Consider the following 24712-nt stretch of genomic DNA (forward strand, 5'->3'; position numbering starts at 1 on the left):
GTGGCAGTGCCGAGCCCGACCGCCGCGGGGGCCACCCTTGGCGCCGCCCGGTCACACCACGACGACCTCGACGCCGAGAGTCCGCAGCCCGTCGAGTTCGCTCCCGTTGGCCTTCGCGCCGGTGATGAGCACGTCAATGTCGCCGGGGTCGGCGAAGTGGGACAGGTGTGCCACCCCGATCTTCGCCGAGTCGCAGAGCAGAACCCGGCGGCGCGACGCCTTGACCATGGCGCGCTTGACCATGGCGTCGGTGTGGTCCGAGGTGGTCGCCCCCCGCGCGACGGTCACTCCGGAGGCACCCAGGAACACCACGTCGGCCTGCATGCCCGACAGGGCGTGCAGCGTCCAGTCGCCGCTCTCCGCCCAGGTCCGCGGGTTGACGCTGCCGCCGAGCGTGTGGACGTTCGACTCGGAGCGACGCAGGACCTCGTCGGCGACCACGAGCGAGGGGGTCACCACGGTCGTCGCCGCGTCGAAGGTATAGACCTCAGTAAACGCGTGGGTCGTCGTGCCCGCGTCGATGAGAATGAGCCCACCCTGCGCGGGGACATACCGCCCGGCCGCCTGCGCGATCTTCGCCTTTTCGGACCGCATTATCGTCTCGCGCTGATGCACGTCGGGTATCACACCGGTCACCGCGGTCAGAACGGCACCTCCGTGCACCCGCTTGAGCACTCCCGCCTGCTCCAGGACGATCAGATCCCGGCGCACCGTCTCCCCCGAGACCTGGAACTCGGCCGCGATTTCGGCCGACTCGAGGCGACCCTTTCGGCGAAGACGGTCGACGATCCGCCCGTGCCGTTCGACTGCGAAGATACCGGGCGAATCGGCCCTCTCGGCACCACGGCTCTCCGCGGTCATCTGCGCACCCCCTCATGGTGGATGTCGACCGTGGCTGCGGTCACGTGAGTTTGGTTGTGGATGGTTGCATTCTGGCATGGCATGGTACGCGGTGCGATGAGCAGATCCGGAGCGGTTCTGCTCGTCGCATCCGCGTCCTGATTGCTACTGTCGCTCGACCGCATCGCTGGTCTTCTTCCGGGTCACCTTGCGTCGGGATCCGACGCCCCGCAACGAGCTGACCAGCACCAGCGCAGTCAGTACTAGGAACAGGATCACGATCGGGCGGGACAGCATCTGCCCGGGGCTCTGGATCAGCAGCGCCCGACGCAGATTCGACTCCGCCAGCGGACCCAGCAGCAGACCCAGCACGACGGGTCCCGGCGGCACGCTGGTCCGTCGCATCAGGAACCCGAACACCCCGGCGATGAGCATGACGACCACGTCGAGCACGTTGTTGCCGATGGCGTAGGTGCCGACGATGCAGAAGATCAGGACAGTCACCCACACGTACGGGGCGGGCAGATTGAGCAGCTTCACCATCCCCCGCAGGCGCAGCAGGCTGATGGCCAGGGCGAAGAGCGTGGCGACCGCCATGATCGCGGTCATCGTGCCGACCAGGTCCGGCCGGCTGTTCAGTAGCCCGGGCCCGGGTTGCAGGCCCCAGACCACCATGGACCCGATAACCACCGCCATGACGGCGTCGCCGGGAATGCCCAGGGTCATCGTGGTGGTCAGCGAGCCGCCCAGGCTGGCGTTGGCCGCGGTGTCGGACGCGGTGATCCCCTCGATCGAGCCCTTGCCGAACTCCTCCGGACGGGACGATGTCCGCCGAGCGCCCTCCCAGGCAAGGAGGCCGGCGATGTCGCCGCCGGCGGCGGGCAGCACTCCCACGCCCACCCCGACGCCCGTGCCGACCACGACCGGTCGCCGCATCCGGCGGAACTCACCTCGGTTCGGCCACCAGCGGCCGAACTGGGTGATCCGGGGGGCGCCCTGACGTGGCCGGGTGGCGATCTGGTCGAGGATCTCGGCGACCCCGAACAGACCGATCAGCACCGGAATCACCGGGATTCCCGCGGCGAGGTAGTCGATACCGAACATCAACCGGTCCTCGCCACCGATCGGATCGCGTCCCACGACGGCGAGCAGGAGACCGACGGCACCCGCGAGCAGACCCTTGGCGATGTGCCCCCCGGAGACACCGACCATCATGGTCAGCCCGAACACCATGAGCGCGAACAGTTCGGCTGGTCCGAACTTGAGGGCCACGTTGGCGACCGGCGTGGCGACCAGGGCGAAGACCGCGATGCTGGCCAAGCCGCCGACGGCGGATCCGATCGCGGAGGCGGTCAGGGCAATTCCCGCCCGCCCCTGCTTGGCCATCGGGTATCCGTCGAAGGTCGAGGCAATCGAGGCCGGTGTGCCCGGCGTGTTGATGAGAATTGCGGGCACCCGATCCCCGAAATTCGCTGCCACGTAGATCGCGAGCAGCACCGCGATTCCCTCGATCGGCTCCATGGTGAGGGTGAGGCCACTGGCGAGGGCGACCGCCATGGTCGCGGTAACCCCGGGAAAGGCCCCGACCAGCATGCCCACCAGGACACCGATCATCACATTGACCAGGACAGCCGGATCGCCCAGAACGGCGACTCCGTGGAAAAAGTCGTTCATAGGGCGATTCCGAATCCGGTCGCGAAGAGTCCGTAGAGAACGAGCGACACCCCGACGGGGAAGAGCGTCAACGCGGGCCAGGACCGCAGCCCCAACACGTAGGACAAACCAGCGATGAGCAGCGGCGTCACGATCACGAAGTGCAGGTACTGCCAGGCCACCCCATACAGGATGACCAGCAGCGCGGCCACGAGGATCCGCAGCAGGCCGTCCGGACGGACCGGGGCCTGCTCGTCGTCCGTGCCGGCCCGGCGGTGTCGCAGGGCGATCACGGCGGCCATGACCAGGATGAACACGGCCAGCAGTTGCGGCCACAGTCCCGACCCCGGCCCGCCGATGTCGCTGCTTCGCGGCAGATCAGAGGTCTGCACCAGCACCAGGACGGCGAGGCCGATCCCGGCGGCGGCGACCGCGTGCCCGGACCCGGTCCGGGCACGTAGCCGGGCCCGCAGCGAGCCGCTCTGGTCAGGACCGGGCTCGCCCACCGGTTCGCCCTGCGTCGATGTCGTTGCCACGAGTCATGCTGCCTTCGACACTCAGAGGTACTGACCGAACAGCTCGGATTGGGACTTCACGAACTCCTCGAACTCGGCACCGTTGCGGTTGACCACGGTGGAGTTGATCCGCGCGATCGTCGAGGTGAAGCCCTCCGACGCGCGGGCCTCGGCGATCGCCTCCTCCAGAGTGCGGCGGACGTCGTCGGGCAGGCCGGCCGGAGCGCCGACGCCGCCCCAGCCGCCGAAGGGCAGGTCGTACCCGAGTTCCTTGGCGGTCGGCACATCGGGCAGCTCCGCCAGGCGCTCGTCGCTGAGCACCATCAGGGCCCGGAGGTTGCCGTCCTTGGCGGCCGGAAGCACCGTCGGCACCCCGGCCATCACCGCCTCGGTCTGCTTGCCGCTGACGGCGGCGACCGCCGGGGCGTCCCCGTCGAAGGGGACCCCACGCAGGCCGGACTGGGCGGCCTTGTTCAGCGCCGTGGTCGCCATGTCCCAGACTCCGCCGGCTCCAGTGATGGCGATCGGCACCGCCTTGGACTTGCTCGCCTCGATCAGGTCGGCCATGGTCTGGTAGGGGCTGTCCTTCGGGACCGCCACCGCCCCCGGAATGTTGACCAGCTGACCGAGCAGGTCGTACTTCGCCGGGTCCACGTCGGCACCCCGGTGCGGCAACATGCCTAGTTCGACCGGCATGTAGCCGAGGGTGTAACCGTCCGGATTCTGCCCGGCCACGTACTGCAGCGCGGTGGATCCGCCGCCACCGGTGCGGTTCTCGACGATGATGTCCTGGCCGAGGATCTTCTCCAGTTCGGCGGTAAGGGCGCGGGAGGTCGTGTCGGAGCCCCCGCCCGCCGGGGCGTGGACCACGAAGCGGATCTGCTTGGTGGGGAACGCGCTGCCGTCCCCGTTGCTGGCCCCGCCGCGATCGCCGGCGCACGCCGAGGTGGCCAGGAGCGCACCGATCGCCACGAGGGCAACGGACAGGGACCGGGTTCTGCGTGCGGTACGCATGGACTTGCCTCCGGAGTTATGTGGGGCGGTGTGTGATGTTGTGTGGTCCGGCGTACCGCAACAGGCTGCAATGCCTCGTTAACCACGGCGTGCCATGGGTGTTACATTGGGCACATGCTCCCTTGAGTTTCCACGAGATGTCAATAGACTCCACGGAAATGCACACAACTCCGCGTGTCGGCCTCCTGCCAGTGCCTCACCTCACCACCCTGGGCAGGGATTTGACCCGCTCTGACGGCCCCGAACGATGTGGACCGTCGCACACGGGCTAGCCTCTCGCGCCATGCCGACACTTCCCGGATACGACGAGATCACCGAACTGCCGGCGCAGGTCACCGGCCGTGTGGGCCCCGAGCACCTCGACCAGAACGGTCACATGAACATCCGTCACTACTTCGGGCTGGGCGACCAGACCCTGCTCACCCGGTTCGAGGAGCTGGGATTCGGTGACGGTTACCTCGAACGGACGGGCTTCACGACCTTCACCGCCGAGCACCACCTGCGCTACTTCGACGAGCTGCGCCCCGGCAGCGAGTTCTCCACGCACACCCGGCTGCTCGCCCGCTCGGCCAAGTCCCTGCACGTCATCGTGTTGCTGACGAACCGCTCCGCGCGAACCTTGGCGTTCACCTTCGAGGCGATGATCCTGCACATCGACATCGCCCAACGCCGGACCGCGCTGTTCCCGGACGAGGTCGCCACCGCACTCGACGCGGCGATCGCCCGGGACAACAGCGTCGACTGGACAGCTCCCCTCGGTGGCGCGATGGCCATCCGAGGTGGCTGAGCCGTCCGACCGGCCGCCGCGGAACCGGCCAGCTCAACGGCAGTGCCGCGGGCAGCCGGCCAGCTCACCGGCGGTCGCCGTAGACCCTCCCGCCGGTGCCTTGAGCGGGCTCGTCGGCGCTGACCGGCCCGGCCAACAGCTCGGCGAGGTGCAGCGACGGCCGCCGGCGCAGGTCGGCGACCTGGGTACGGCAGGAGAAGCCGTCGGCCAGCACCACCGCGTCGGGGTGGGCGTCGAGAGCTGGCAACAGGTTTTGCTCGGCGACCCGGACGGAGACCTCGTAGTGGCCCCGCTCCACGCCGAAGTTGCCCGCGAGCCCGCAGCACCCCGCCAGGGTGGTCACCGTGGCGCCGGTCTGCTCCAGCAACGCCCGGTCCGCGGACCAGCCGAGCACGGCGTGGTGGTGGCAGTGCGGCTGCGCCACGACGACGGTACCGGTCAGGTCGGGTGGGACCCATCCCTCGGCGGTGGCGAGCAGCTCGGCGATGGTCTTGGTGGCCGCCGCCACCGCTCGGGCGTCAGCGGCCCGGTCGTTGCCGGCCAGCAACTCAACCGCGTCGGAGCGCAGGACGGCGGTACAGCTCGGCTCGATACCCACCACCGGCACCCCGGCCCGGACTGCGGCCGCCAGCTCGGCGACGGTCCGACCAAGGATGCGTGTGGCGGCGTCAAGCTGACCGGTGCTGATCCAGGTCAGACCGCAGCACACCGACGCCGACGGCAGGCGCGGCTCGAAGCCGGCCGTGCGCAGCAGCCGGACGACCGCCTCGGCGACTGCCGGGGAGAACGAATTGGTGAAGGTGTCGACGAAGAGCAACACCGGCCGGCCGGTGGTGACGGTGGGCGCAACCCGCTTCGTCCACCAGCGACGCAACGGCTGCTGTGCGAACGTCGGCAACGACCGGCGGTGGTCGACACCAAGCAGCGCCGGCGCGAGCCGACGCAGGAGCGGGAGCCGGACAGCGGCATTCGCCATCCTCGGCGCGTACCCGGCCAGTCGGCTCCAGCGCGGCAGCCAGCCCAGGGTGTAGTGGGCGAGCGGACGGAGCCTGCGCCGGTACCGCTGGTGCAGGGCCTCGGCCTTGTAGGTCGCCAGGTCGATACCGGTCGGGCAGTCGGACAGGCAGCCCTTGCAGGCAAGGCAGAGATCGAGCGACTCGGCGACCGCCGGATCCTGCCAGTCGACGGCGCCCCGGACCACGTCCTGCAACACCCGGGCCCGACCCCGGGTGGAGTCCTTCTCCTCCCGGGTGGCTAGGTATGACGGGCACATCACCCCGCCGGCTGCCGCATTGTCCGCCCGACACTTGCCGACGCCCGTGCACCGATGCACCGCCTGGGCGAGGTCCCCGTCGTCGTGCTCGTAGGCGAAGGCCAGCCCCGCCCGGTAAGGGGCCACCCCGGCGACCCGCACCTGCGCGTCGAACGGATCAGGGTCGACCAGCACCCCCGGGTTAAGCAGGTTGTCCGGGTCGAATGCCTGCTTGATCCCGCCGAACAACGCAATGGCGTCGGCCGAGTACATCACCGGCAGCAGCTCTCCCCGGGCGCGGCCGTCCCCGTGCTCCCCAGACAGCGACCCGCCGTACTCGGCCACCAGCTCGGCTGCGGCAACCAGGAACCGGCGCAGCACCCGCAGGCCGTCCGACCGGTCCAGAGGATAGTCGAGGCGGACGTGCATACAGCCGTCACCGAAGTGGCCGTACGGCGCCGAGGTCATCCCGTAGGAGGCGACCAGCTCGTCGAAGCGGGCCAGGTAGGAGCCCAACTGCTCCGGCGGAACGGCCGCGTCCTCCCAGCCTGGCCACGCCGGGCGTCCCGACGGCGCCCGGCCAGCCAGCCCAGCGCCGTCCTCGCGGATACGCCACAGTCGTGCCGCGGCCTCGGGCTCCTCAACCAGAATCGACTCAACACCCAGGCCGACGCACGCCAGCGCGCGAGCGCGGTCGAGCACCTCCCCCCGGTCGTCCCCCGCGATCTCGACAAACAGCCACGCGCGCCCCTTGGGCAGCGGCGGGATGGCGGCGTCGCCCCGACGCGAACGCAGCACCGCGACGAGCCGCTCGTCCATGCCCTCGCAGGCAGTCGCCGCGAAGGTCGTCACCACCGGAGCGGCCTCGCCGGCACGGACGATGTCGTCGAAGCCCACCGCGACGAGCACCCGGTAGACGGGATCCTTGACCAGGCGAACAGTCGCCTCGGTGACGATCGCGAGGGTTCCCTCGGACCCGACCAGGGCCTGGTTCAAGTCAAAGCGCTCCGGCAACAGGTGCTGCGCCGCGTAGCCGCTGACCTGCCGACCGAACCGGTCGAACTCGGTCCGGGCCGTCGCGAGGTGACGGCCCATGACCCGGCGCAGGTCGGACAGCAGTCCCGCCGGCCCATGAGCGACCGGGCGGCCGTCAACGTCGTATCCAGTCACCAGGCTCTCGCCCGAGGCCAGCAGCTGCGTCATCCCCCGCACGTTGTCCGAGGTCCGGCCGTAGCCGAGCGCCCGGTTGCCACAGGCGTTGTTGCCGATCATTCCGCCGATCGTGCAGCGAGAGTGGCTCGACGGGTCGGGCCCGAACCGGACACCGTGCGGCAGCGCGGCCTGCTGGAGATCCGCATGCACGGTACCGGGCTGGACAACCGCGGTCCGGGTCTCGGGATCGATGCTCAGCACGCGGTTCATGTGACGACTGAAATCGAGCACAAGGCCACGCCCCACCGCGTTGCCAGCGATGGAGGTGCCGCCTCCGCGCGAGGTGACCGGCACGCCCGCCGCGCGGGCGAATTCCAAGGTGGTAGCGACCTCGGCCGCGTCACGGGGCCGCACCACCGCCAACGGTGGGATCCGGTAGAGAGAGGCGTCGGTGGCGTACATGGCCCTGGTTCCCGTGTCGTCCCGCACCTCGAGCCCGGCGCGACGCAGCTCACCGGCCAGGCCGGTCGAGCGAGAAGAAGTGCGTGTCACATGTAACATGCTACTCATGTTTGAGCTGGCCTTACGCCTGCCCCCGAACCTCGCAGACCGGGCGGCCGAGGCGGTCCGCGACGGAATCAGGACCCGCCGCTTCGTGCCCACCGAGCGATACTCCGTGCACCAAATCGCGGACCTGCTCGGCGTATCCCGCAGCCCGGTCCGGGAGGCACTGCTCAAGCTGGCCGAGGCGGGACTGGTCGAGTTCGAGCGCAACCGCGGCTTCCGCGTCATCCTCCCCGACCCGCACGACGTGGCCGAGATCTTCGCGGTCCGCCTCGCCCTGGAACCCCCGGCGGCGCGCCGAGCCGGGGCCGCCGGCCTGGACGTCACCGACGCCCTAGACGCCCTCGACGCCGCCCTGCGCCACGACGACGAACGCGCCTTCTGGGCAGCGGATCGACTGCTCCACGACCGGATCCTGCGCGGCACCGGCAACCGGCGCGCGGCCGATATCGTGGCCTCGCTCCGCGCGACGACCGACCTGCTCACCCCACCCTCCTCGCCCGGCAGTCGCTCGCTGCGCCAGATCCGGGACGACCACGAACCAGTGATCGCGGCGATCGCGCGGGGCGACGGCACAACCGCAGAGGCGGCGATGCGCCAACACCTCGTCGACACCGGCCGCCTCCTCGTCGCCCAGGTCGCCGGCCTGCCGCCCCACGCCCCAGCTGTGGCAGAGGTCTGGAACGCCGTCGTGGAGTGAAGAGCACCAACCACCAAACGGCTCTCCCCGTTACCTACTGACGGCGGCCACCGGCAGGGCACCGGAGGAGATCAGGCCCTACCCGACTGCGCCGGGCCCAATGGCACCCTTGACGGCTGTCGGCCCTGGGCGGAACCGAAACGCAGTAGCGGTACGTCGTACAGGTTGGGATCCCGTTCGCGTCCCATCGACGGCCCGGCGACCTCGATGACGAGCACTGTGACGGTTCAGGTCCGGGCAGCGAAGATGTTCCGTGACGCGGTGAGGCCGAGCAAGGTCGCGCCGAAGACGACCAATCCCACCGTGCCGACGCCGGCCAGGGCCACCAGCGCGCCCACGGCGATTGGACCGGTGGTCTGGCCTACGCTGCGCGAGAGGGTGTCGGCGGCGGCCGCCGTCGCGCGTAGCTCCGGGTTCCAGTCCACGCTGATGGCCATGGACAGTGGCATGAGGGCGCCCAGGCAGGTCCCGAGCAGGACCAGCGTCAGCGCGACGGCCACAACGTCGAGCGCGGCGAGGGCTACCGTGGCGTAGGCGGCTGCCGCGAGCGGGATGACCAGGTACAGCCGGGTGAAAAGCTGCTCGCGGGTGATCCGTTTCAGGGACATGCGGTTGATGAAGCTGCCGGTGAAGACGCCACAGGGGATGAGGATCGACAGGCCGACCCGTTCCAGTGTGCTGAGGTCGCCCGAGAGTCGGTCGAGGAGCACACTGACGCCGAAGTGGCTGCCCTGCATGGTCAGCCCGATCCCGATACTGGACAGGATCAGCCACTGGCGCCGCCGTTCCCGCAACATCCCGCGGATCGCTCGCAGTGTCAAGCTGATCCGCCCGCGGAACGGGATGCCGGGTGTGTGCCGGGCGGGCGGGTGTTCCCGTCCCAGTCGCGCGATGAGGACGACACCCAGCAGCGCCGTCGCGTAGGCCGCGCCGGCCGCGAACACGATGACCGGCCGGTCCAGCGACGCGGCGAACGCGCCCAGCGCGAGCGCCGAGGCGGCCCCCATGCTGACGAACGTCTGCAGCAGTGAGTAGCCCCGGTCGCGGGCCTTCGGGTCGCCCTTGGTCAGGTCTGCCACGAGTGCCTGGCCGCAGAGTGCCATGGCGCCGCTGGCGAAGCCAGTGAGCAGCCGTCCGGCGGTGAGCACGGCGTAGTTCTGGTAGAGGCAGAGCAGGATCGACACGACGGCGTTGACGAGCATGCCCGGCACGAGGACCTTGCGGATCGATATGAGGTCGAGCAGCGGCCCGGCGAACAGACCGGCGGCTGCGGTGGCCACGCTGTGCACGCCGATGGTGATGCCGATCTGTGCCGGGCTGAGGTCGAGGCTGCGCCCCAGACCCACCGAGATCGGGATGTACGCGAGCTGCGTGAGCGGGTTGAAGAAGACCAGCAGCGGAGGTACGGCGACGGCCAGCGGAGGCCGGGTCGGGAGCTGGTTGTCGTCGTTCGTCACGGCCCGTCCCCGCCCGGGATGAGCCGATCGAGGCCCCGCCGATCGTGGCTCGGCCGGTCAGGGCGCGGTCGATCGGGTCTCAGGCGATCGGCCGGTGCTCCAGGGAGGCTTCCATCTCGTCGAACGAGGCGGACGAGTGACCCCGGAAGATCGCCTCCGCCGCGTCGAGGTCCCGGTCGCGGCAGGCCTTCAGGAAGCGCCGGTGCTCGTCGAGGCCGTCCAGCCGCCGCTCCTTGGAGCGGATGAACGCCACCGAGAGCATGCCCGGGGTCGCGGCCCGCAACGACTGCAGCATCTGCGTCAGGCGCGGCGAACGGGCTGCGCTGTACAGGAGCAGATGAAATGTGCGGTTCAGCTCGACGTACTTGTTGAGGTCCGGATCGCGCTCCATCTCCTCCTGCATCCGCTCCGCCTCGGCGAGCTCCTGGTCGGTGATCCGTTCCGCGCACAGGCGGGCCGCCAGCGCCTCGAGCGTTTCGCGCAGCAGCCGGATGTCGCGGAGCTCGTCGGCATCGATGGCGGTCACCGTGGCCACCCGCCGGGCATGGACCTTGATCAGGCCCTCGGAGGCCAGGTCGCGCATCGCCTCGCGTACCGGTGTGGGGCTGACCCCCAGCAGCTTCGCGATCTCGGTTTGGACGATCCGCGACCCGCGCGGGAGCGTTCCGTCGACGATCGCCGATCGCATCCAGTCCCGGACGCGCTCGTGGACGGTCCCTGAGATGCCGGCAAAGGACGTCGCCTGGTGCTCGCCGAACGCCACAGTGCTGCCCTCGATTCTCCTCACCCCGGGGCACATCCCCGAGCGCACCTTTCGGCGCCTCGATTCTACAGAATCGAGGTGAACCCGTGGAGTTACGAGGTTCCATGTGCTCCGCCATGTCCGGTCCTGTCCTCACGGCGATCGATCTCGGCGTCCGCGAGCGTCCACCGGCGCAGCGCCGTCAGCCGCCAGCCCAGCAACCCCATGACCACCGCGCAGGCCAGACCGCCGGAGACCATGGCGAAGGCCGGACTGCTAAAGCTCGCCGTCGCCCCGGCCCGAGCGTCCCCCAGCAGCGGTCCCCCCGTGACCACGCCGATATGTACGGCCGAGAGCCGTCCGCGCAGATGGTCCGGGACGCTGAGCTGTAGGACGGTCTGGCGGAACACGGCCGACACCACGTCGGCGACGCCAGCGACCATGAGCAGCAGTAGCGTCAGCGGCAGCCAATGCGACAGGCCGAAGCCGGCGATCGCCAGACCCCAGACGATGATCGAGATGATCACGGCGCGTCCCTGGCGCGTCGCGGACCCGACCCAGCCCGAGGTGAGGGCGCCGATCAGAGCGCCCGCTCCAGGGGCCGCGTGCAGCAGGCCGACGGTCATGGCGTCGCCGCCGAGCTGGCCGAGGGCGATCGCCGGGAAGAGCGCGCGGGGCATGCCGAAGAACATCGCGTTCACGTCGGCCAGGAAACACCCCATCACCGCGGGCTTGCTCCGGAGATAGGTCAGGCCCTCGATCACCGACTTGAGCCCCGGCCGGGTGACGGCATGGGCGGGTGGCATCGGCCGCATCCGGCTGAGCACCGCGACGGAGAGGAGAAAGGAGACGACGTTCACCGCGTACGTGGTCGACAGCCCGAGCGCCGCGATGACGACGCCGGCGACGGCGGGCCCCACGATCGCGCCCACCTGGGTGAGGGACTGGTTCAGTGCGAAGGCGGAGGGGAGGATCTCCCGGCGAACCAGGCTGGCGACCGAGGCGCTGCGCGCCGGGCTCTCCAGCGCCGAGAGTCCGGCTGAGACGGCCACCAGTACGAAGATGGCCCAGATCGGCGGGCGGTCCAGCAGTGCCAGCAGGGCCAGGCCGCCCACGACGACGGCGAGCAGGCACTCGGTGATCACCAGCAGCTTGCGACGGTCGACGGCGTCCGCGACCGAGCCGCCGAACAGCGAGCAGACCATCAGCGGGATGAGCTGCGCGAGGCTCGCCAGGCCGACCATGAGGGTCGAGTCAGTCAGCACGTAGACCTGGTAGGGCACGGCGACCCTGGTCATCTGGGTGCCCAGGATGGCGACGGCGTGCCCGGTCCAGAGCCGCCGGTAGTCGGGCGACTCCCGCAGCGGGGTGATGTCAACGACCAGGCGCCGCCGGAGCGGGCCCCGCTCCCTACGCCTCTGGTTGTCCGTGGTCGTCACGCCGTCAGCCGCACCGGAAGAACTCGCGCGGCACCGAGTGCAGCGATTCGAGACCGGACGCGGTGACCTTGAACATCTCGCCGTACTGGACGCCGGCCAGGCCGTCGGGCGTCACGATGTTCGGCTGGACGACCAGGCACATACCCTCCTGATAGACGAAGCCCTCGGGCTCGCCGCGGTAGGTCTGGCGGGTACGGACGATCGCGGGAAGCTGCGCACAGCCGTGCACGAGGTCGTCGTAGATCGTGAAGCCCCGTTCCTGGGCGACCTGCGCCGCGTCGAGGATGTCGGGCACCGTTGACCCGCTCTTGATCGCCGAAGCGACGGCGTCGAAGACCTCCAGCGCGACGTCGTGCAGCCGGGCGTACAACGGTGTCGGGTCGGCGCCGATCGTGTAGCTGCGCAGGACCTGGGCGGAGTAGCCGGCGTAGTTCGTGCTGAGCTCGACCACCAGGGCGTCGCCGAGCTGGAGCCTGCGGTCGGACTGGTGCTGGCACGGTACGCCGCCGCGCGGATCCGACATCTGGGTGGCGACCATGAAGTGGATCCCGTTGACCCCGCCCTCGGCCAGGTAGCTGTCCTCGACGATCCTGGCCAGCTCGTGCTCGGTCATGCCGGGCCGGGCCTGCTCGGCTATCGCCATCGCCGAGGCGTCGCACATCCGTGCCGAGACCGCCAGCCGCTCTAGCTCCTCGGCGCTTTTGACCTGGCGCTGGTCCACGAGTTGGCCGCCGAACTCGACCCACTCGACGCGGGGAAAGGCCGCCGTGAGGCGGGCGTGCTCGCGCCAGGTGATGGTCCCGGCCAGACCCACCCGGCCGGTCGAGACGCCGCGCTCCCGGAGGCACTCGATGAGGGTGGGGACGGTGTCCACCGAGCCCGTTGGGGCTGAGCCGCCGAAGCGGACGTCGGGGAACCGGGACATCCGCCGGGCCAGGGGCAGGTGGTTCGAGAGCTGGATCAGCATCGTCGGCTCGCCGTGGCGCGGGAACAGAACCCAGGCCTCTCGCGTAGACAACCAGTTGCTGAGGTACAGCACGTTCGGGTCGCGGCCACCGCGACCGCAGACGACGACGAGTTGCAGGTCGAGAGCGTCCATCCTGGCCCGTATCTCGGCATCCCGGCGGTCGAACTCCGGGCCGGAGAACGTCGGGTAGTCGCGGTCGGTGAGCGGCCCCTGGACTGCGGTGGTCATGGCATCCCTTACTGCTTCGACGACGATGGTTGCCGGGCCCGAGGGCGACCTAGAGGCCGCCATCGAGTCCCATCCGGGCGTTGAGGCGGTTGTAACCGACGAGCCCCACGAGCAGGACGGCGAACGTGACGATGCCGAACGCGGCCACGGTGGAGAACTGCCCGTCGCCGGCCATGTCGAACATGACGACCGCCGCGGTACGGGTCTGGGGACCCGCGAGGTAGAGCGTGGTCTGCAACTCGCGGAAACTCATCACCATCGTGATGAGCGCGCCCGCGAGCAAGGCCGGCGACAGCAGCGGGACGACGATCGTCCAAATCGCCCGCATGAAACTCGCCCCGGACACCTGTGCGGCTTCCTCCAGCTCGGAGCTGATCTGCAGCATCCGGGCGCTGACCAGACGCGACACCACCGCGATGATGATGGTGATGTACGCGATCACGAGCGCCCAGTGGGTCGAGTAGATCGGCAGCGGCAGGATGAGGAAGATCCACAGGAAGCTGACCCCGACGATGACGTTGGGCAGGGCCATCGGCACCGACGTCAACAGGTAGAGCAGCCGGCCGCCGGCGATCCGCCGGGCCGAGAACCACGCGGCCAGGGTCGACAGCGTGAGGACTCCGATGCTCGCGAGCACCCCGACCAGGAAGCTGTTCGTGAACCCCTGCAGGACGTTGGGCGTCCGCAGCGCGTCCACATAGGAGTCCAGCGACACCGACATGATGGCGTCCCAGCTGACCTGCCGGAAGTACGGATTGAGCGACATCCAAAGGAGCATGAGCAGCGGAAGCAGGATCACCACCGTCAGGACGACGAAGGTGAGGATGGCCATCGGCACCCGCCCTCGGCCCAGGTCTATCCGGACCGACGAGAAGTTCTTGCCGCTGATCACGGCGTACCGATCCCCCGCTCGGTTGAATCGGTCGTACCACCAGATCATCAGCACGGCTCCCACCAGCATGAAGACCGCGTAGGTGGAGACGAGACCGACGTTGCTCGGAGGTGTGCTCGTGCGCAGGTAGATCTCCGAGGCGTAGGTGAAGATCCGCTCGTTGACCCCAAGGAACCACGGGATCTCGAACGCCTCCCAGGCCCGCATCAGCGCCATGATCGCGACGGCGGCGATGCCGGGGGCCGCCAGCGGGAGCGAGATGTCGCGCACCGCGCGCAGCTTCGACGCCCCCGACACCTCGGCGGCCTCCTCGAGCGAGGAGTTCATGGAGGAGAAGACGGTGACCACGAAGAGGTAGACCATCGGCACCATCGTCAGGCCGTTGACGAGGATGAGGCCCCGCATGGAGTAGACGTTGAAGAGCGTGCCGTCGGTGCCGGTGAGGTTTCGCCAGGCCACGTTGAGGGCACCGATCTCCGGGCTGGCCAGGAACGTCCACGCGACCGGGACGAGGATCCCCGGAACCGCCATCTGGACGACCGTGAGCAGGCCCACGAGGTTGCGGAACGGCACATTCGTACGGGCGACGATCCACGCCAGGAACGTCCCCAGGACCAGGGCGACGAGCGTGGAACCGACCGCGAACTGGACCGTGGTCCAGGTGACGCTGAGCAGCCGGCCGGAGCTGAACGCGTCGCGGAAGTTCTCGAGCGTGAAGGTCGGGGAGAAGAAGTCGGCATCGGTGGGCCGAGCGTCCTTCACGCTGGTGTACAGCAGGATCGCGATCGGCAGCGCCACCTGGGCAAGCAGGATGACCAGGACCAGGCCGTAGACGAGCCTGCGGGGGGACAGCACCCCCCGCAGGGCGGAGAACCGGGTGATCCGGCCGGTGCTGAGCCGGGACCCCCCTTCCACGATGGTCGTCATGTCGGTCAGCCCGTTACGAAGATCGACTGGTGCTGCTCGACACGCGTGGCGTAGTCGCCGAAGTTGTCGGTGGTCTCGAAGAACAGCTCGCTGGACAGGATGCCCTCGGCCGACGAGGGAATCGGGGCCCCCGGCTTGATCGGCACCTTCACGACGGCCTCGCCGACCGTGTTCTGCCAGGCGTCGCTCATCAGCCACTCCATGTAGAGCCGAGTGGTGGCCGGGTGCGGCGCGTTCTTCAGCGGGAAGTACATGTCCGGCTGGGCGATGGTCACCGGCGTGGTGACGATCTCGACTGGTGCCCCGTCGGCGATCAGGTCCCGTACCGTCCGCGTCGCGCTCTGCGGAAGCGCGACATCGAACTCCCCTGCCGCGAGCTTCTCTAGGCCGTCCGCGCCCGAGTAGATGACGGGCTCGTTGGCGGCGATCGCCTCCATGAGCTGTACGCCCGGCGCCTCGCCCAGGTGTGCCAGCATCCCGGCGAACCAGTCGAGCTGGTCGATGTTGATGCCGAACCGCCCCCGCCAACGCGGGTCGGTGAGGTCCTCGTAGGTCTTGGGGGCCTCCGCGGCGGTGACCTTGTTGGTGTTGTAGACGATGTGGAACGTGAAGAAGTCGGCCACCGAGCAGACGCAGTCGGCGTAGAGGCGGTCCGCCGGCAGGCCGCGCTCGCCGCGCGGGTCGTACGCCAGGCAGATATCCTCGTCCCGGCAGAGCGTGTTGTCCTCCAGCGGGCCGCCTTGGATGACGTCCGCGCTGGGACGGCCGGCCCTGTTCTCGGTGATGATGCGCTCGATGAGTTCAAGGGTGCCGCCGGAGGTGTACTCCAACTTCACCCATGGGTACTTCTCGATGAAGAGGTTGATCTGGTTCTGCGCCGCCGCGGCGGGAGCGCTGAAGTAGTAGCTGAGCACGCCGCCCTCGGCCTTCGACGCCTCCTCCAGCTTCGCGAGGTACTCGGTGTACTCCTCGTCGGTCATCTCGACCGTGGACGCCACGGCGAGATCCTCCGGCAATGCCGCCGTCGCCTCGTCACCGCCACCGCAGGCGGCCAGCGCGAGCACCGCCACGGTCAGCGGGGCCACGATCCGCAGCGCGGTCGTGCGGCGGCGTCTCATGCCGGCACCCGCGGGCTGGCCTCAGCGGAGGTGAGCTTCGCCGCGAGTTCCGCCAAGGTGAGGACCCAGCCCTGGCAGCGCCCGAGCTGCTGCAGACCCAGCTCCTGGAGGTCTTCGCCGAACCAGGTCGCGACGCAGTCCCGTACCGTGATCACCTTGTACGCCTTGCAGCTAGCGTCGTAGGCGGTGGACTGGATGTCCGCGTTGGTGTTCGCGCCGGCGAGGATCAGCGTGTCGACACCGAGCGCCTTGGTCAGCCACTCGAGGTCGGTCTGGTAGAAGGCACTCAGTGACTTCTTGGTCTTGATGATGTAGTCGGTCTCGGCGACCGAGACCGCGAAGTCCGGCTCGAACGTGCCGTCCTGCACGTCGACCGACTCGTCCGGCAGCGGGCCGTACGGACTCGGCGACGCGCCGATGGCGGCCCATGCCTTGTTGACCCGGGTGTTGGCGCGGGCCTGCGCCTCGACCGACCGCAGCGCCGACAGGACGTGGATAACCGCGGTGCCGGTCTCGCGGGCCAGCGTGAGCAGCTTCTCGGTGTTGGCGAGCAGATCGTCCCGTACGCCAGGGGGAAACGGCGCTACGGGCGTGAGCCGGCGCCTGGTCATCTCGACCGTCACGATCGCGGACTTGGCCGGGACGACCGGAACGGCGTCGTTGATGACCTGGAGGAACTCCTTGCGGTCGTAGACGTCGATGGTGGGTCCGGTGAGCATATGGCTGTCCTTTCAATGGATGTGGCGATCAGCGGGTGGCCGGCTCAGATGCCTGCCATCGCGGGGACCCCGGCGGCGGCCTTGGCAGCGGTGAGACGCTCGATGGCCTCGGCGGAGGACATCGCGAAGCCGATGGTGCGGGGGTAGTTCTGCAGGGCGAACTCGTGCAGGTCCTTGCCGTGCGTGGAGCCCACGGCGTCGGTCACGATGATCGGCGTCCACATCCGGTTGTAGGCGTCGAACGAGAAGTTGGAGACGCAGTTGTTGGTGTTGATGCCGACGACGAAGAACGTGTCGACGCCGAGGCAGCGGATGAGGTGCTCCACGTCCGTCGACAGGAAGCTGCTGGTCATCTGCCGCTTGGTGTTGATGATGTAGTCGCCCGCCTTCGGACCGAGGATCGGCATGACGTCCCACTCGAAGTAGCCCTCGGGCGCGTCCGGGTGGTAGCCGGGCTTGGGCGGCAGCCCGTACGGCGTGCCCGGTCGGCCGGTGCTCTGGACGATCGCGGCGCGCGGCTGCATGCCCCGCTCGACGAGCCGCTGGTAGACCATGACGTGGATGATCGGCAGCCCAAGTTCGCGGCCGGCGTCCAGCATCGCGGCCGCGTTCGGCAGGATCCGCTCGGCCACGTTCTGCGGGAACGAGGACCAGTCCTTGTCGATCTGCCGGACGTGCATATCGATCTGCACGACGGCCGTCTTCGTGAAGTCGATCTCCAGGGCGTCGTTCAGCCTGGTGAGGGTCTCGCTGCGGTCAACCACCTCGACGGCGTGGCTCTTCGGGTGGACCTGGTTGTACGTCATCTACATTCTCCTTCGACTTCTTACTGCGAGGCTTGGCCAGCCGGCGTGCGGCCCGCGTGCAGGACGACGTGGTGCGGCTCGATCCGCACGTGGACGGGGGCGCCTGGTGCGGCGCCCGCGCCACCGCTCACCCGGGCGGTGACCAGGTGGCCGGATTCCAACTCGACGACCAACTCGGCGAACGGGCCGAGAAACGAGGCCGACCGCACCGACCCGGGGATGGTCTGCGTCCTGGTGGCGGCCGCGGGTTCCCACAGTTGCAGGTGCTCCGGGCGGACGGTGAGCACAACGGTTTCGGAGACCCGTACGGTGTCGTGTGGCTGCCGCGCCACCTGGAGCCGCCCGATCCCGGTCTGCACCAGCCAGTGGTCGTCGTCCGCGTCGACGACGGTGCCGTCGAGGGTTTCGCTCTCCCCCACGAAGTTCGCCGCGAACACGTCGGTCGGACGCGAGTACACCCGGGCGGGCGGGCCCTGGTCCTTGATCTCGCCGCTCTCCAGGACCAGGATCCGGTCCGAGACCGCCATCGCCTCCTCCTGGTCGTGGGTGACGTAGAGGACGGTGATGCCGAGCCGCTGCTGCAAGTCGCGGATCTCCTGGCGGACCTCCTTGCGCAGTTTCGCGTCGAGGTTGGACAGCGGCTCGTCGAAGAGGATGAGTTCGGCCCGTGACACGAGCGCGCGGGCCACCGCCACCCGCTGCTGCTGGCCCCCGCTGAGCTTGGTGGCCGAGCGCTTCGCCGCGTGGGCGAGCCCCAGCATCTCCAACACCTCGGTGGTCCGGGCGGTGATTTCGGCCTTCGGCAGTTTGCGGCGCCGCAGCGGGTAGGCCACGTTGTCGAAGACCGACATGTGCGGCCAAATCGCGTACGACTGGAACACCATGCCGATCTGGCGCTGTGCGGGCGTCAGCCGGATCCGACGACCGGACGAAAAGACGACACGTTGATTGATGAAGATCTCGCCGGAGGTGGGGGTCTCCAATCCGGCGACCGAGCGCAGGATCGTGGTCTTGCCGCAACCGCTCGGGCCGAGCAGCGTGACGAACTCACCTCTGGCGACGTCGAAGCTGATTCCGCGCACGGCGTGGACATCGCCCTCGGCGGTGCGGTAGTGCTTGTGGAGATCGACGATGGACACCATCGGCGCGAGTTCGGGTGCACTCGGCACCCGCACCTCGTTGACGGCCTGAGCCACCTCAGCGAGGGGTGCACTTTGCGTCGCGGTCATCTCACTCCCTTCTCTATAGACTAGAGACGACCTTAGGTAGACCTTGTTTCGAGCAAGCGGCCCCAGACGTTGCGGGGCGGTTAGCGAGCCGTTCCGATCCCGCTACACAACAGCCCGTGAGCTGCCCGGACGCGACATGGAGCAGCTCCGGGCAGGCGTCGCGTGGGCCGCCGTATCGCCCCGAGCCGCTCGGCCCGGTCCTCGATCAGGTCGGCTGCTCAACGCAGAATGCGGCCCCGCTCGTACGCCGGCAGCGCGGCGACGCGGGCCTGTGCCCGGGCGGCTGCGCCCACCGCCCGCCCCGACAAACTCACCGTGGACCCGGTGTCCGGTCCCATGCGTCTCGCCCTCGCGCACACCGCTTATTAGTAGGCTGTGTCCGTTCCGGCGGGAGCGGTTCGTCCAAAGGGGAGAGACACGTGCGCGGTGTCGAGGTGGTGCGGTTTCGGCCAGCCGATCACCGTCACCTCGCCGCCAGCGGCTGAAACCATCGACGCCCCCGCAGGCGTCGTCACTCGTCCCGAAGGCTGAGCGCGGTCCCGCTCCGTCATCGGCGGTAGCGAGGGCCCGGAAAGGGAGGGCCGACGGCGGCCAACTCGACGGGGCCGATACGCAGTGACCGTTGTGCCGCCTCGGCCACATGTTGGAGGTAGAGCCCTCGCCGCACGTCGAGAGGCGACCGGGAGCCGAGGACGCTTCGGTGTATCTCGTGCCGGATGCTCTCGCAGAGGGCGTCGAGGGTCATGGACCTGTTGACGTCGAGGTCGAGCATTCCGTCGGGGCCGTACAGCTCGATGCGGTACTGCCAGCCGGATTCGCCGATGGATGAGCTGAGCGCGATCTGTGAGGTGGCGTTGCCGGCGTGGTCGCACTGTACGGCGACCAGTTCGGTGGGGTCGCCGGTCGCGTGGACGCGGGTCACCGGTCCGAGGGCGGCGGTCACGAGGTCGAAAACGTGGGGGCCGAGATCCAGGAGGGCGCCGTTGACGGTACGCCACGAGGTGACCGGTGGTGGGTCGGTGCGCTGGAAGCCGTTGAACATGGTCAGGCGGGCGCCGGTGGTGGGGAAGGTGGCCGCCCGATGGAGGAACTGGCGTACCGGCTCAAGGAAGCGGGCCGTCAGGACGACCAGCGACGCCACATGCGTTTCTTCGACGGCGTCGGTGAGCGCCCGGGCGTGGTCGAGCGTGTCGGCGATTGGCTTTTCGAGGACCAGGTGGCGTCCGGCGCGCGCGGCGCGTGCCGCAAGCTGCCATTGCCCTTCCGGGGCGACAGCGAAGGCGACGACGTCGCTGTGGTGGACGAGTTGGTCGAACGAACGGACCGCCCGCGTCTGATGGGTGGCGGCGAGTTCGGCCGCGGCCTCGTATCGGCGGGACCAGACCCCGGCCAGCGTGGTTTGCGGTCCGGCGGCCCACATGGGCGCGTGCAGTGACCTCGCGTGCGGGCCAGCGCCCACGAGGCCCACTCTGATCGGGCTCAACCCCGTTCACCCTCCGAGCGGTGTCATGCGCCGGAGCCCACATCGTGGCGGAGCGCCACTTTGATCGCCTCGGTCGGCTTGGTGTCGACGAACGCGTACGCGGCCGGCGCCTCGTCGAACGAGAAGGTGCGGACGGGGAGCGCCCCGACGTCGAGCGTGCCGTCGGCGAGCAGGGCGGTGACGGTACGCATCATGCGTCGCCGGTTCCAGCGTGGATGGTCGCGGTGGGGGTTGCCGCCGACCCCAAAGCTAGGGACCATTTCGACCCGGTTGTGCATCCACTCCGCGCCGAGGCGCAGCGCCTCGCCGCCGCCGTACCAGTAGCCGGCCGGGGTGACGACGCGACCGCCGACCGAGGTGGCGCGGGTGGCCTCGTGCAGCGCCGCGTAGGAGCCGGAGGTCTCGATGGCGATGTCGACCCCGCGCCGCATCGCCGGTGGTGGCAGGTCGCCGTCGACGGTCGCCGGCGCTCGCTCCTTGATCGCGATACCAGCGTCGCCTTCGACGGGGTCGATGGTGAGGGTGGCTCCGGTCCGCTCAGCCAGCGCGCGGCGTTCGGCGACCGGGTCGACGCCGACCACCCACGTGGCGCCGTTGCGGCGGGCGAGTTGGATGGCCAGCAGGCCAACGGCGCCGAGGCCGAACACGGCGACCGCGTCGCCGACCTTGATCCGGGCGTCGTGTACGGCCTGTAGCGCGACGCAGGCGAGGCTGGTGTATACGGCGGCCTCGGGCGTCACCGCCGGCGGGAGGACGACGAGCGGGTAGAGATCGCTGTCGCACGCCCCCGCGACATCGATCACGATCTCGTCGGCGTGCCGTTCATCGACGTGGACGAGGTCGCCGACGGTCAGGTCGGTCACGTCGGGGGCGACCTCGGTCACCCGGGCCACGGTCTCGTACCCCATCGGCATCGGGTACGGGCTGGTGCCCTCCGGTCGAGGCCGGAACACCCTCAGCTCGGAATCGAACACGACGTCCAGGTCGGCGCCGGTGCCCCGGTAGTGGGCGATCTCCGTGCCGTGGCTGATGCCGTTGTAGAGGCTGCGCAGGCGGGCCTCGCCGGACTTCAGCGGTCGGGACGGGCTCTCGGCCAGATCGACGCGGCCGGGCGCGGTGAGTACCACCGTCCGGCGGATTCGTGCGTTCATGAGTGGGCTCCTTGCCGCGTTCGGCGGAGGAAGACGGCGGCGGCGCCGGCCGTCCATCCGTGCATCGGCACGTTGCCGTAGCGTGAGTTGGGCAGCGTGAGTGTCCCGTCGACGACGTCGTACTTCTCCCAGAGCCGGCCGGTCCGCTCGTAGTGGTGCAGCACGAGTCCGAGGAACGCGGTGGCGATCCGGTCGGCGTCGGCGTGAAAGCCGTACGCGTCGAGGCCGTCGACGGCGATGAGGTGCAGCGGGGCCCAGCCGGCGGGGTACATCCACTGGAGCTGCCCGCCGCCGCCCCGGGTGGCGTCCCCTGTGTGCGCGTCGGCCGCGGCCGACAGGTCGGGGTAGGCGCCGGGCCGGTGCGGATCCGGGTACGCCCTGTCGGTCGTGGACAGACCGTGAGGCTGCTCCAGGACGCGGAGGGTGGCCACCAGCCGGCGGGCCCGTTCGGGGCTCGGGACCCCGGCCCACAGCGGCCAGTACGCGCACGCCGAGATGTACGGCAGGCGGGCACCGGCGACGTGGTCGTACTCCAGGTAGACGCCGGCCGGCTCATCCCAGCAGTACCGGTTGACGAGGTCGCGCTGGCGGTCGGCGTCCGCGCGGAAGCGGGCCGACTCGCCGAGGCGGCCGAGTGCGTCGGCCATCGCGGCGAGCGTGTCGGCGTACCGGATCAGGGCGCAGTTGGTCACCAGCGGCACGCAGCGGCGGACGTCGGAGCCGTAGATCGGTGTCCAGTCCAGGCCGGTCTCGGCCTCCGCGGCGAGATCCGGCGGCCAGTAGGCGTCGCCGAGGTCGCGGTTGGTGGCGAGCCCGATCGGGGTGCGGTGGTGCGGCGCGTTCCAATATCCGTGGAACTCTCGCGCGAGCAGCGGATAGGCGCGCTCCAGCAGCTTCTCGTCGCCGCTGGCCAGCAGGTGGCGCCAGACGCTGTCCGGGAACACCGGGGTCTGCGACCGGGTCAGCGCCACCGACACGTTCGAGTTCGGCATGTGCCCGTACCGGTCGACCAGGGACAGGTAGTTGTGGATGTGCCCCTCGACCAGGTCCAGCCGGTCGTGGGCCAGCAGGCCGCGGTTGATGAAGTACGTGTCCCAGGCGAACATCGCCCCGAACGGCCCGTCCGCGCCACCCGGGGTCACGTACGGAAACGGCACGGCGAGCAGGTGCGCGCCGTCCGTACCCGGTGGGCCGTCCTGCGGGCTGGCTCGCAGGTCCTCGTCCCACCAGCGTTTGATGTCGGCGTCCAGCCGGTCGGCTGAGGTCACGTCGCCTCCTTGTCGCCCGGTCCAGGGGCGGGTTGCCGTCGCCGTCCGGTCCGGCCCGCTGTGCTCCCGGTCAGGCCGGCCAGCGCGTACCGCTGCGTGAGCAGGAAGATCGTCACCGGTACCAGCGCGATGATGGTCGCGGCCGCCAGCAGGCCGGAGATGTTGACGTCCCACTCGCCCTGGAACTCGGAGAGCGCCACCTGGGCGTTGCGGTACTCGCGGCTCGGCGCGAAGAGCAGGTTCCACAGGAAGTCGTTCCAGGTGAAGACGAACGCGAGGATGTAGACCGTGACCAGAACCGGTGCCACCACCGGCACCACGACCGAGAACAGGGTCCGCCAGTACGAGGCACCGTCGATCGCCGCCGCCTCCTCGATCTCCCGAGGCACGCTGGTCAGGTACGCCCTCAGGAGCAGGAAGGTCAGCGGGATGTAGGTCGCCACGTAGAAGATCACGAGCCCGTGTCTGGTGTCGTAGAGGCCGAGTCGGAACATGATGTAGAACTCGGGGGTCACCAGGGACACGACCGGCACGGCGAGGGCCGAGGTGATCGCGACCGTCAGCGTCCGGCGAAAGGGGAACGTCATCCGCGCGCACGGGTAGGCCAGCAGCAGCGCGACCACGGTGACGAGGGTGGCCGTGCAGAACGCGTACGAGAACTGGTTGAGCAGGTGCAGGCCGAGGTCGATGGTGGCGAACGCGTCCCGGTAGCCGGCGAGGGTGGGCGGGATCGGCAACCCGACGATCCGGTCCACGATGTCGCGGGTGGGGCGGAACGACGTCGTCACCGCCCAGACCGTCGGGCCCAGGGCCGCCACCAGCGCGACCGCCAGGATGGTGTACTGCACGACGCGTACCGGCCGCACGCGCTGCTGTCGTGGTGTCATCGGTCGCTCTCCTCGATTCGCCCGAGCCGGCGTACGAGCAGCACGATCCCGACGCCGGCGACGAGCGTGACCAGGCCGACGGCGTTGGCCATCCCCCAGTCGCCGCGGGTGTACGCGAGGTAGCCGTAGAGGCCGAGCGTCATCGTCTCGTCCGCGGGGCCGCCTCGGGTCAGCACGTAGACGCCTTCGAACGCGTTCAGCGCTCCCAGGGCGGCGAGCAGGCAGCAGGTGGCTATCACGTGCCGGGTCAGCGGGATCGTGATCCGCCACTCGCGCCGGCCCAGCCCGGCCCCGTCCAACTCGGCGGCCTCGTAGTACTCCCGGGGGATCGACTGCGCCTCGGCCAGGATCAGGATCGTGTAGAACCCGATGTTGAACAGGCCGGTCAGGATCACCGCGACCAGCGCTGTGTCGACGTCGTAGAGCCAGTCCCGGGTCAGACCATCCAGCCCGATCGCCCGCAGCAGGCTGTTGAGAAGCCCGAACCTGGCGTTGAAGATGACGACGAAGATGTACGCGGTCGCGGCGCCCGGCACCATGTACGGCAGGAACAGCGCCAGCCGGATGCTCCGCCAGCCGCGGATGCGCCGGGCCAGGATCAGCGCGACGAGCACGGCGATTGGCACGGTGACGAAGACCGACGCCGCGGTGAAGATGACGGTGTTGCGGACGGCGATCCAGAACCGAGGGTCCTGTGCGATCTGCGCGAAGTTGTCCAGGCCGACGAACCGCGTGTCGCGCACCGACCAGTCGGTGAAGGCGGTCCCGGCAAGCAGGCCGATGGCGACCACGTAGAACGTGGCGAACAGGGCCACGCCGGGCGCCACCGAGAGCGCGACCGCGAGCCGGTTGCCCGTCCTCATCGGTCGGCGCGGGATTCGCCGGCGCGGCCTCGTCCGTGGAAGCGGGTTCATTGGTTGGC

21 protein-coding genes are annotated in these 24712 nt (G+C 69.5%); 2 read left to right on the forward strand and 19 right to left on the reverse strand.

Annotated features, from left to right (window positions below):
* Window positions 1-51 precede the first annotated feature (51 nt).
* The 4 genes from ACFFIA_RS27660 to ACFFIA_RS27675 all read right to left on the reverse strand — a co-directional run bounded on the left by ACFFIA_RS27660 (window position 52) and on the right by ACFFIA_RS27675 (window position 3980).
* The gene (locus ACFFIA_RS27660; RefSeq protein WP_377255832.1) at window positions 52-861 is read right to left on the reverse strand and encodes a DeoR/GlpR family DNA-binding transcription regulator; all 810 of its coding nucleotides are present in this window, start codon (window positions 859-861) and stop codon (window positions 52-54) included.
* A gap of 144 nt (window positions 862-1005) precedes the next feature.
* The gene (locus ACFFIA_RS27665; protein ID WP_377255835.1) at window positions 1006-2514 is read right to left on the reverse strand and encodes a tripartite tricarboxylate transporter permease; all 1509 of its coding nucleotides are present in this window, start codon (window positions 2512-2514) and stop codon (window positions 1006-1008) included.
* Window positions 2511-3029 (reverse strand): tripartite tricarboxylate transporter TctB family protein, encoded by a 519-nt coding sequence (locus ACFFIA_RS27670; protein ID WP_377255838.1) that lies wholly within the window; start codon window positions 3027-3029, stop codon window positions 2511-2513. The genes ACFFIA_RS27665 and ACFFIA_RS27670 overlap by 4 nt, the downstream gene beginning before the upstream one ends.
* Before the next feature lie 21 nt (window positions 3030-3050).
* The gene (locus ACFFIA_RS27675) at window positions 3051-3980 is read right to left on the reverse strand and encodes a tripartite tricarboxylate transporter substrate binding protein (protein ID WP_377255840.1); all 930 of its coding nucleotides are present in this window, start codon (window positions 3978-3980) and stop codon (window positions 3051-3053) included.
* A 325-nt stretch (window positions 3981-4305) separates the two neighbouring features.
* Here ACFFIA_RS27675 and ACFFIA_RS27680 point away from each other — a divergent pair, with 325 nt between their 5' ends.
* Window positions 4306-4809, forward strand: a complete 504-nt coding sequence (locus tag ACFFIA_RS27680; protein ID WP_377255843.1) for a thioesterase family protein — start codon at window positions 4306-4308, stop codon at window positions 4807-4809.
* A 64-nt stretch (window positions 4810-4873) separates the two neighbouring features.
* Here ACFFIA_RS27680 and ACFFIA_RS27685 read toward each other — a convergent pair whose 3' ends face one another.
* Window positions 4874-7876, reverse strand: coding sequence for an FAD-binding and (Fe-S)-binding domain-containing protein (locus tag ACFFIA_RS27685; RefSeq protein ID WP_377255846.1), 3003 nt, complete (start codon window positions 7874-7876; stop codon window positions 4874-4876).
* On the opposite strand from ACFFIA_RS27685, the gene ACFFIA_RS27690 reads away from it, so the two are divergent.
* Complete coding sequence (locus ACFFIA_RS27690; RefSeq protein WP_377255848.1) at window positions 7782-8477, forward strand: GntR family transcriptional regulator; 696 nt, start codon at window positions 7782-7784, stop codon at window positions 8475-8477. The two genes, ACFFIA_RS27685 and ACFFIA_RS27690, sit on opposite strands and share 95 nt — an antisense overlap.
* Window positions 8478-8704: 227 nt before the next feature.
* Here the strand turns inward: ACFFIA_RS27690 and ACFFIA_RS27695 are convergent, their stop codons facing one another.
* From ACFFIA_RS27695 to ACFFIA_RS27760, 14 genes are all read right to left on the reverse strand, one after another.
* On the reverse strand, window positions 8705-9934 hold the full coding sequence (locus tag ACFFIA_RS27695) for an MFS transporter (RefSeq protein ID WP_377255850.1): 1230 nt from the start codon (window positions 9932-9934) through the stop codon (window positions 8705-8707).
* A 79-nt stretch (window positions 9935-10013) separates the two neighbouring features.
* A complete protein-coding gene (locus ACFFIA_RS27700) occupies window positions 10014-10697 on the reverse strand; it encodes a GntR family transcriptional regulator (RefSeq protein WP_377255853.1) in 684 nt (227 codons plus the stop codon).
* A gap of 92 nt (window positions 10698-10789) precedes the next feature.
* Window positions 10790-12115, reverse strand: a complete 1326-nt coding sequence (locus tag ACFFIA_RS27705; protein ID WP_377255856.1) for an MFS transporter — start codon at window positions 12113-12115, stop codon at window positions 10790-10792.
* Window positions 12116-12119: 4 nt separating this feature from the next.
* Window positions 12120-13310: a M24 family metallopeptidase gene (locus ACFFIA_RS27710; RefSeq protein ID WP_377255859.1), complete on the reverse strand. Its 1191-nt coding sequence runs from the start codon at window positions 13308-13310 to the stop codon at window positions 12120-12122.
* Window positions 13311-13359: 49 nt separating this feature from the next.
* Entirely contained in the window at window positions 13360-15129 is a 1770-nt protein-coding gene (locus ACFFIA_RS27715) for an ABC transporter permease (protein WP_377255862.1), read from the reverse strand.
* 5 nt (window positions 15130-15134) lie between these two features.
* Complete coding sequence (locus ACFFIA_RS27720) at window positions 15135-16247, reverse strand: ABC transporter substrate-binding protein (protein ID WP_377255865.1); 1113 nt, start codon at window positions 16245-16247, stop codon at window positions 15135-15137.
* On the reverse strand, window positions 16244-16966 hold the full coding sequence (locus tag ACFFIA_RS27725; protein ID WP_377255868.1) for a cysteine hydrolase family protein: 723 nt from the start codon (window positions 16964-16966) through the stop codon (window positions 16244-16246). Before ACFFIA_RS27725 ends, ACFFIA_RS27720 begins: the two co-directional genes overlap by 4 nt.
* Window positions 16967-17010: 44 nt before the next feature.
* Window positions 17011-17772 (reverse strand): cysteine hydrolase family protein, encoded by a 762-nt coding sequence (locus ACFFIA_RS27730; protein ID WP_377255871.1) that lies wholly within the window; start codon window positions 17770-17772, stop codon window positions 17011-17013.
* Between the two features lie 20 nt (window positions 17773-17792).
* Window positions 17793-19001, reverse strand: coding sequence for an ABC transporter ATP-binding protein (locus ACFFIA_RS27735; RefSeq protein ID WP_377255873.1), 1209 nt, complete (start codon window positions 18999-19001; stop codon window positions 17793-17795).
* A 547-nt stretch (window positions 19002-19548) separates the two neighbouring features.
* Window positions 19549-20484, reverse strand: coding sequence for a Gfo/Idh/MocA family protein (locus tag ACFFIA_RS27740; RefSeq protein WP_377255875.1), 936 nt, complete (start codon window positions 20482-20484; stop codon window positions 19549-19551).
* A gap of 23 nt (window positions 20485-20507) precedes the next feature.
* Window positions 20508-21635, reverse strand: coding sequence for a zinc-dependent alcohol dehydrogenase (locus ACFFIA_RS27745; RefSeq protein WP_377255878.1), 1128 nt, complete (start codon window positions 21633-21635; stop codon window positions 20508-20510).
* Window positions 21632-22903 carry a trehalase family glycosidase gene (locus ACFFIA_RS27750; RefSeq protein WP_377255881.1) on the reverse strand — a complete coding sequence of 424 codons (1272 nt, stop codon included), beginning with the start codon at window positions 22901-22903 and terminating at the stop codon, window positions 21632-21634. Before ACFFIA_RS27750 ends, ACFFIA_RS27745 begins: the two co-directional genes overlap by 4 nt.
* Entirely contained in the window at window positions 22900-23790 is an 891-nt protein-coding gene (locus ACFFIA_RS27755) for a carbohydrate ABC transporter permease (protein WP_377255884.1), read from the reverse strand. The genes ACFFIA_RS27750 and ACFFIA_RS27755 overlap by 4 nt, the downstream gene beginning before the upstream one ends.
* A complete protein-coding gene (locus ACFFIA_RS27760) occupies window positions 23787-24653 on the reverse strand; it encodes a carbohydrate ABC transporter permease (protein WP_377255886.1) in 867 nt (288 codons plus the stop codon). The genes ACFFIA_RS27755 and ACFFIA_RS27760 overlap by 4 nt, the downstream gene beginning before the upstream one ends.
* Window positions 24654-24712 lie beyond the last annotated feature (59 nt).

The organism is Phytohabitans kaempferiae, from assembly GCF_042433955.1.
In the GTDB taxonomy this organism is placed as follows: domain Bacteria; phylum Actinomycetota; class Actinomycetes; order Mycobacteriales; family Micromonosporaceae; genus Phytohabitans; species Phytohabitans kaempferiae.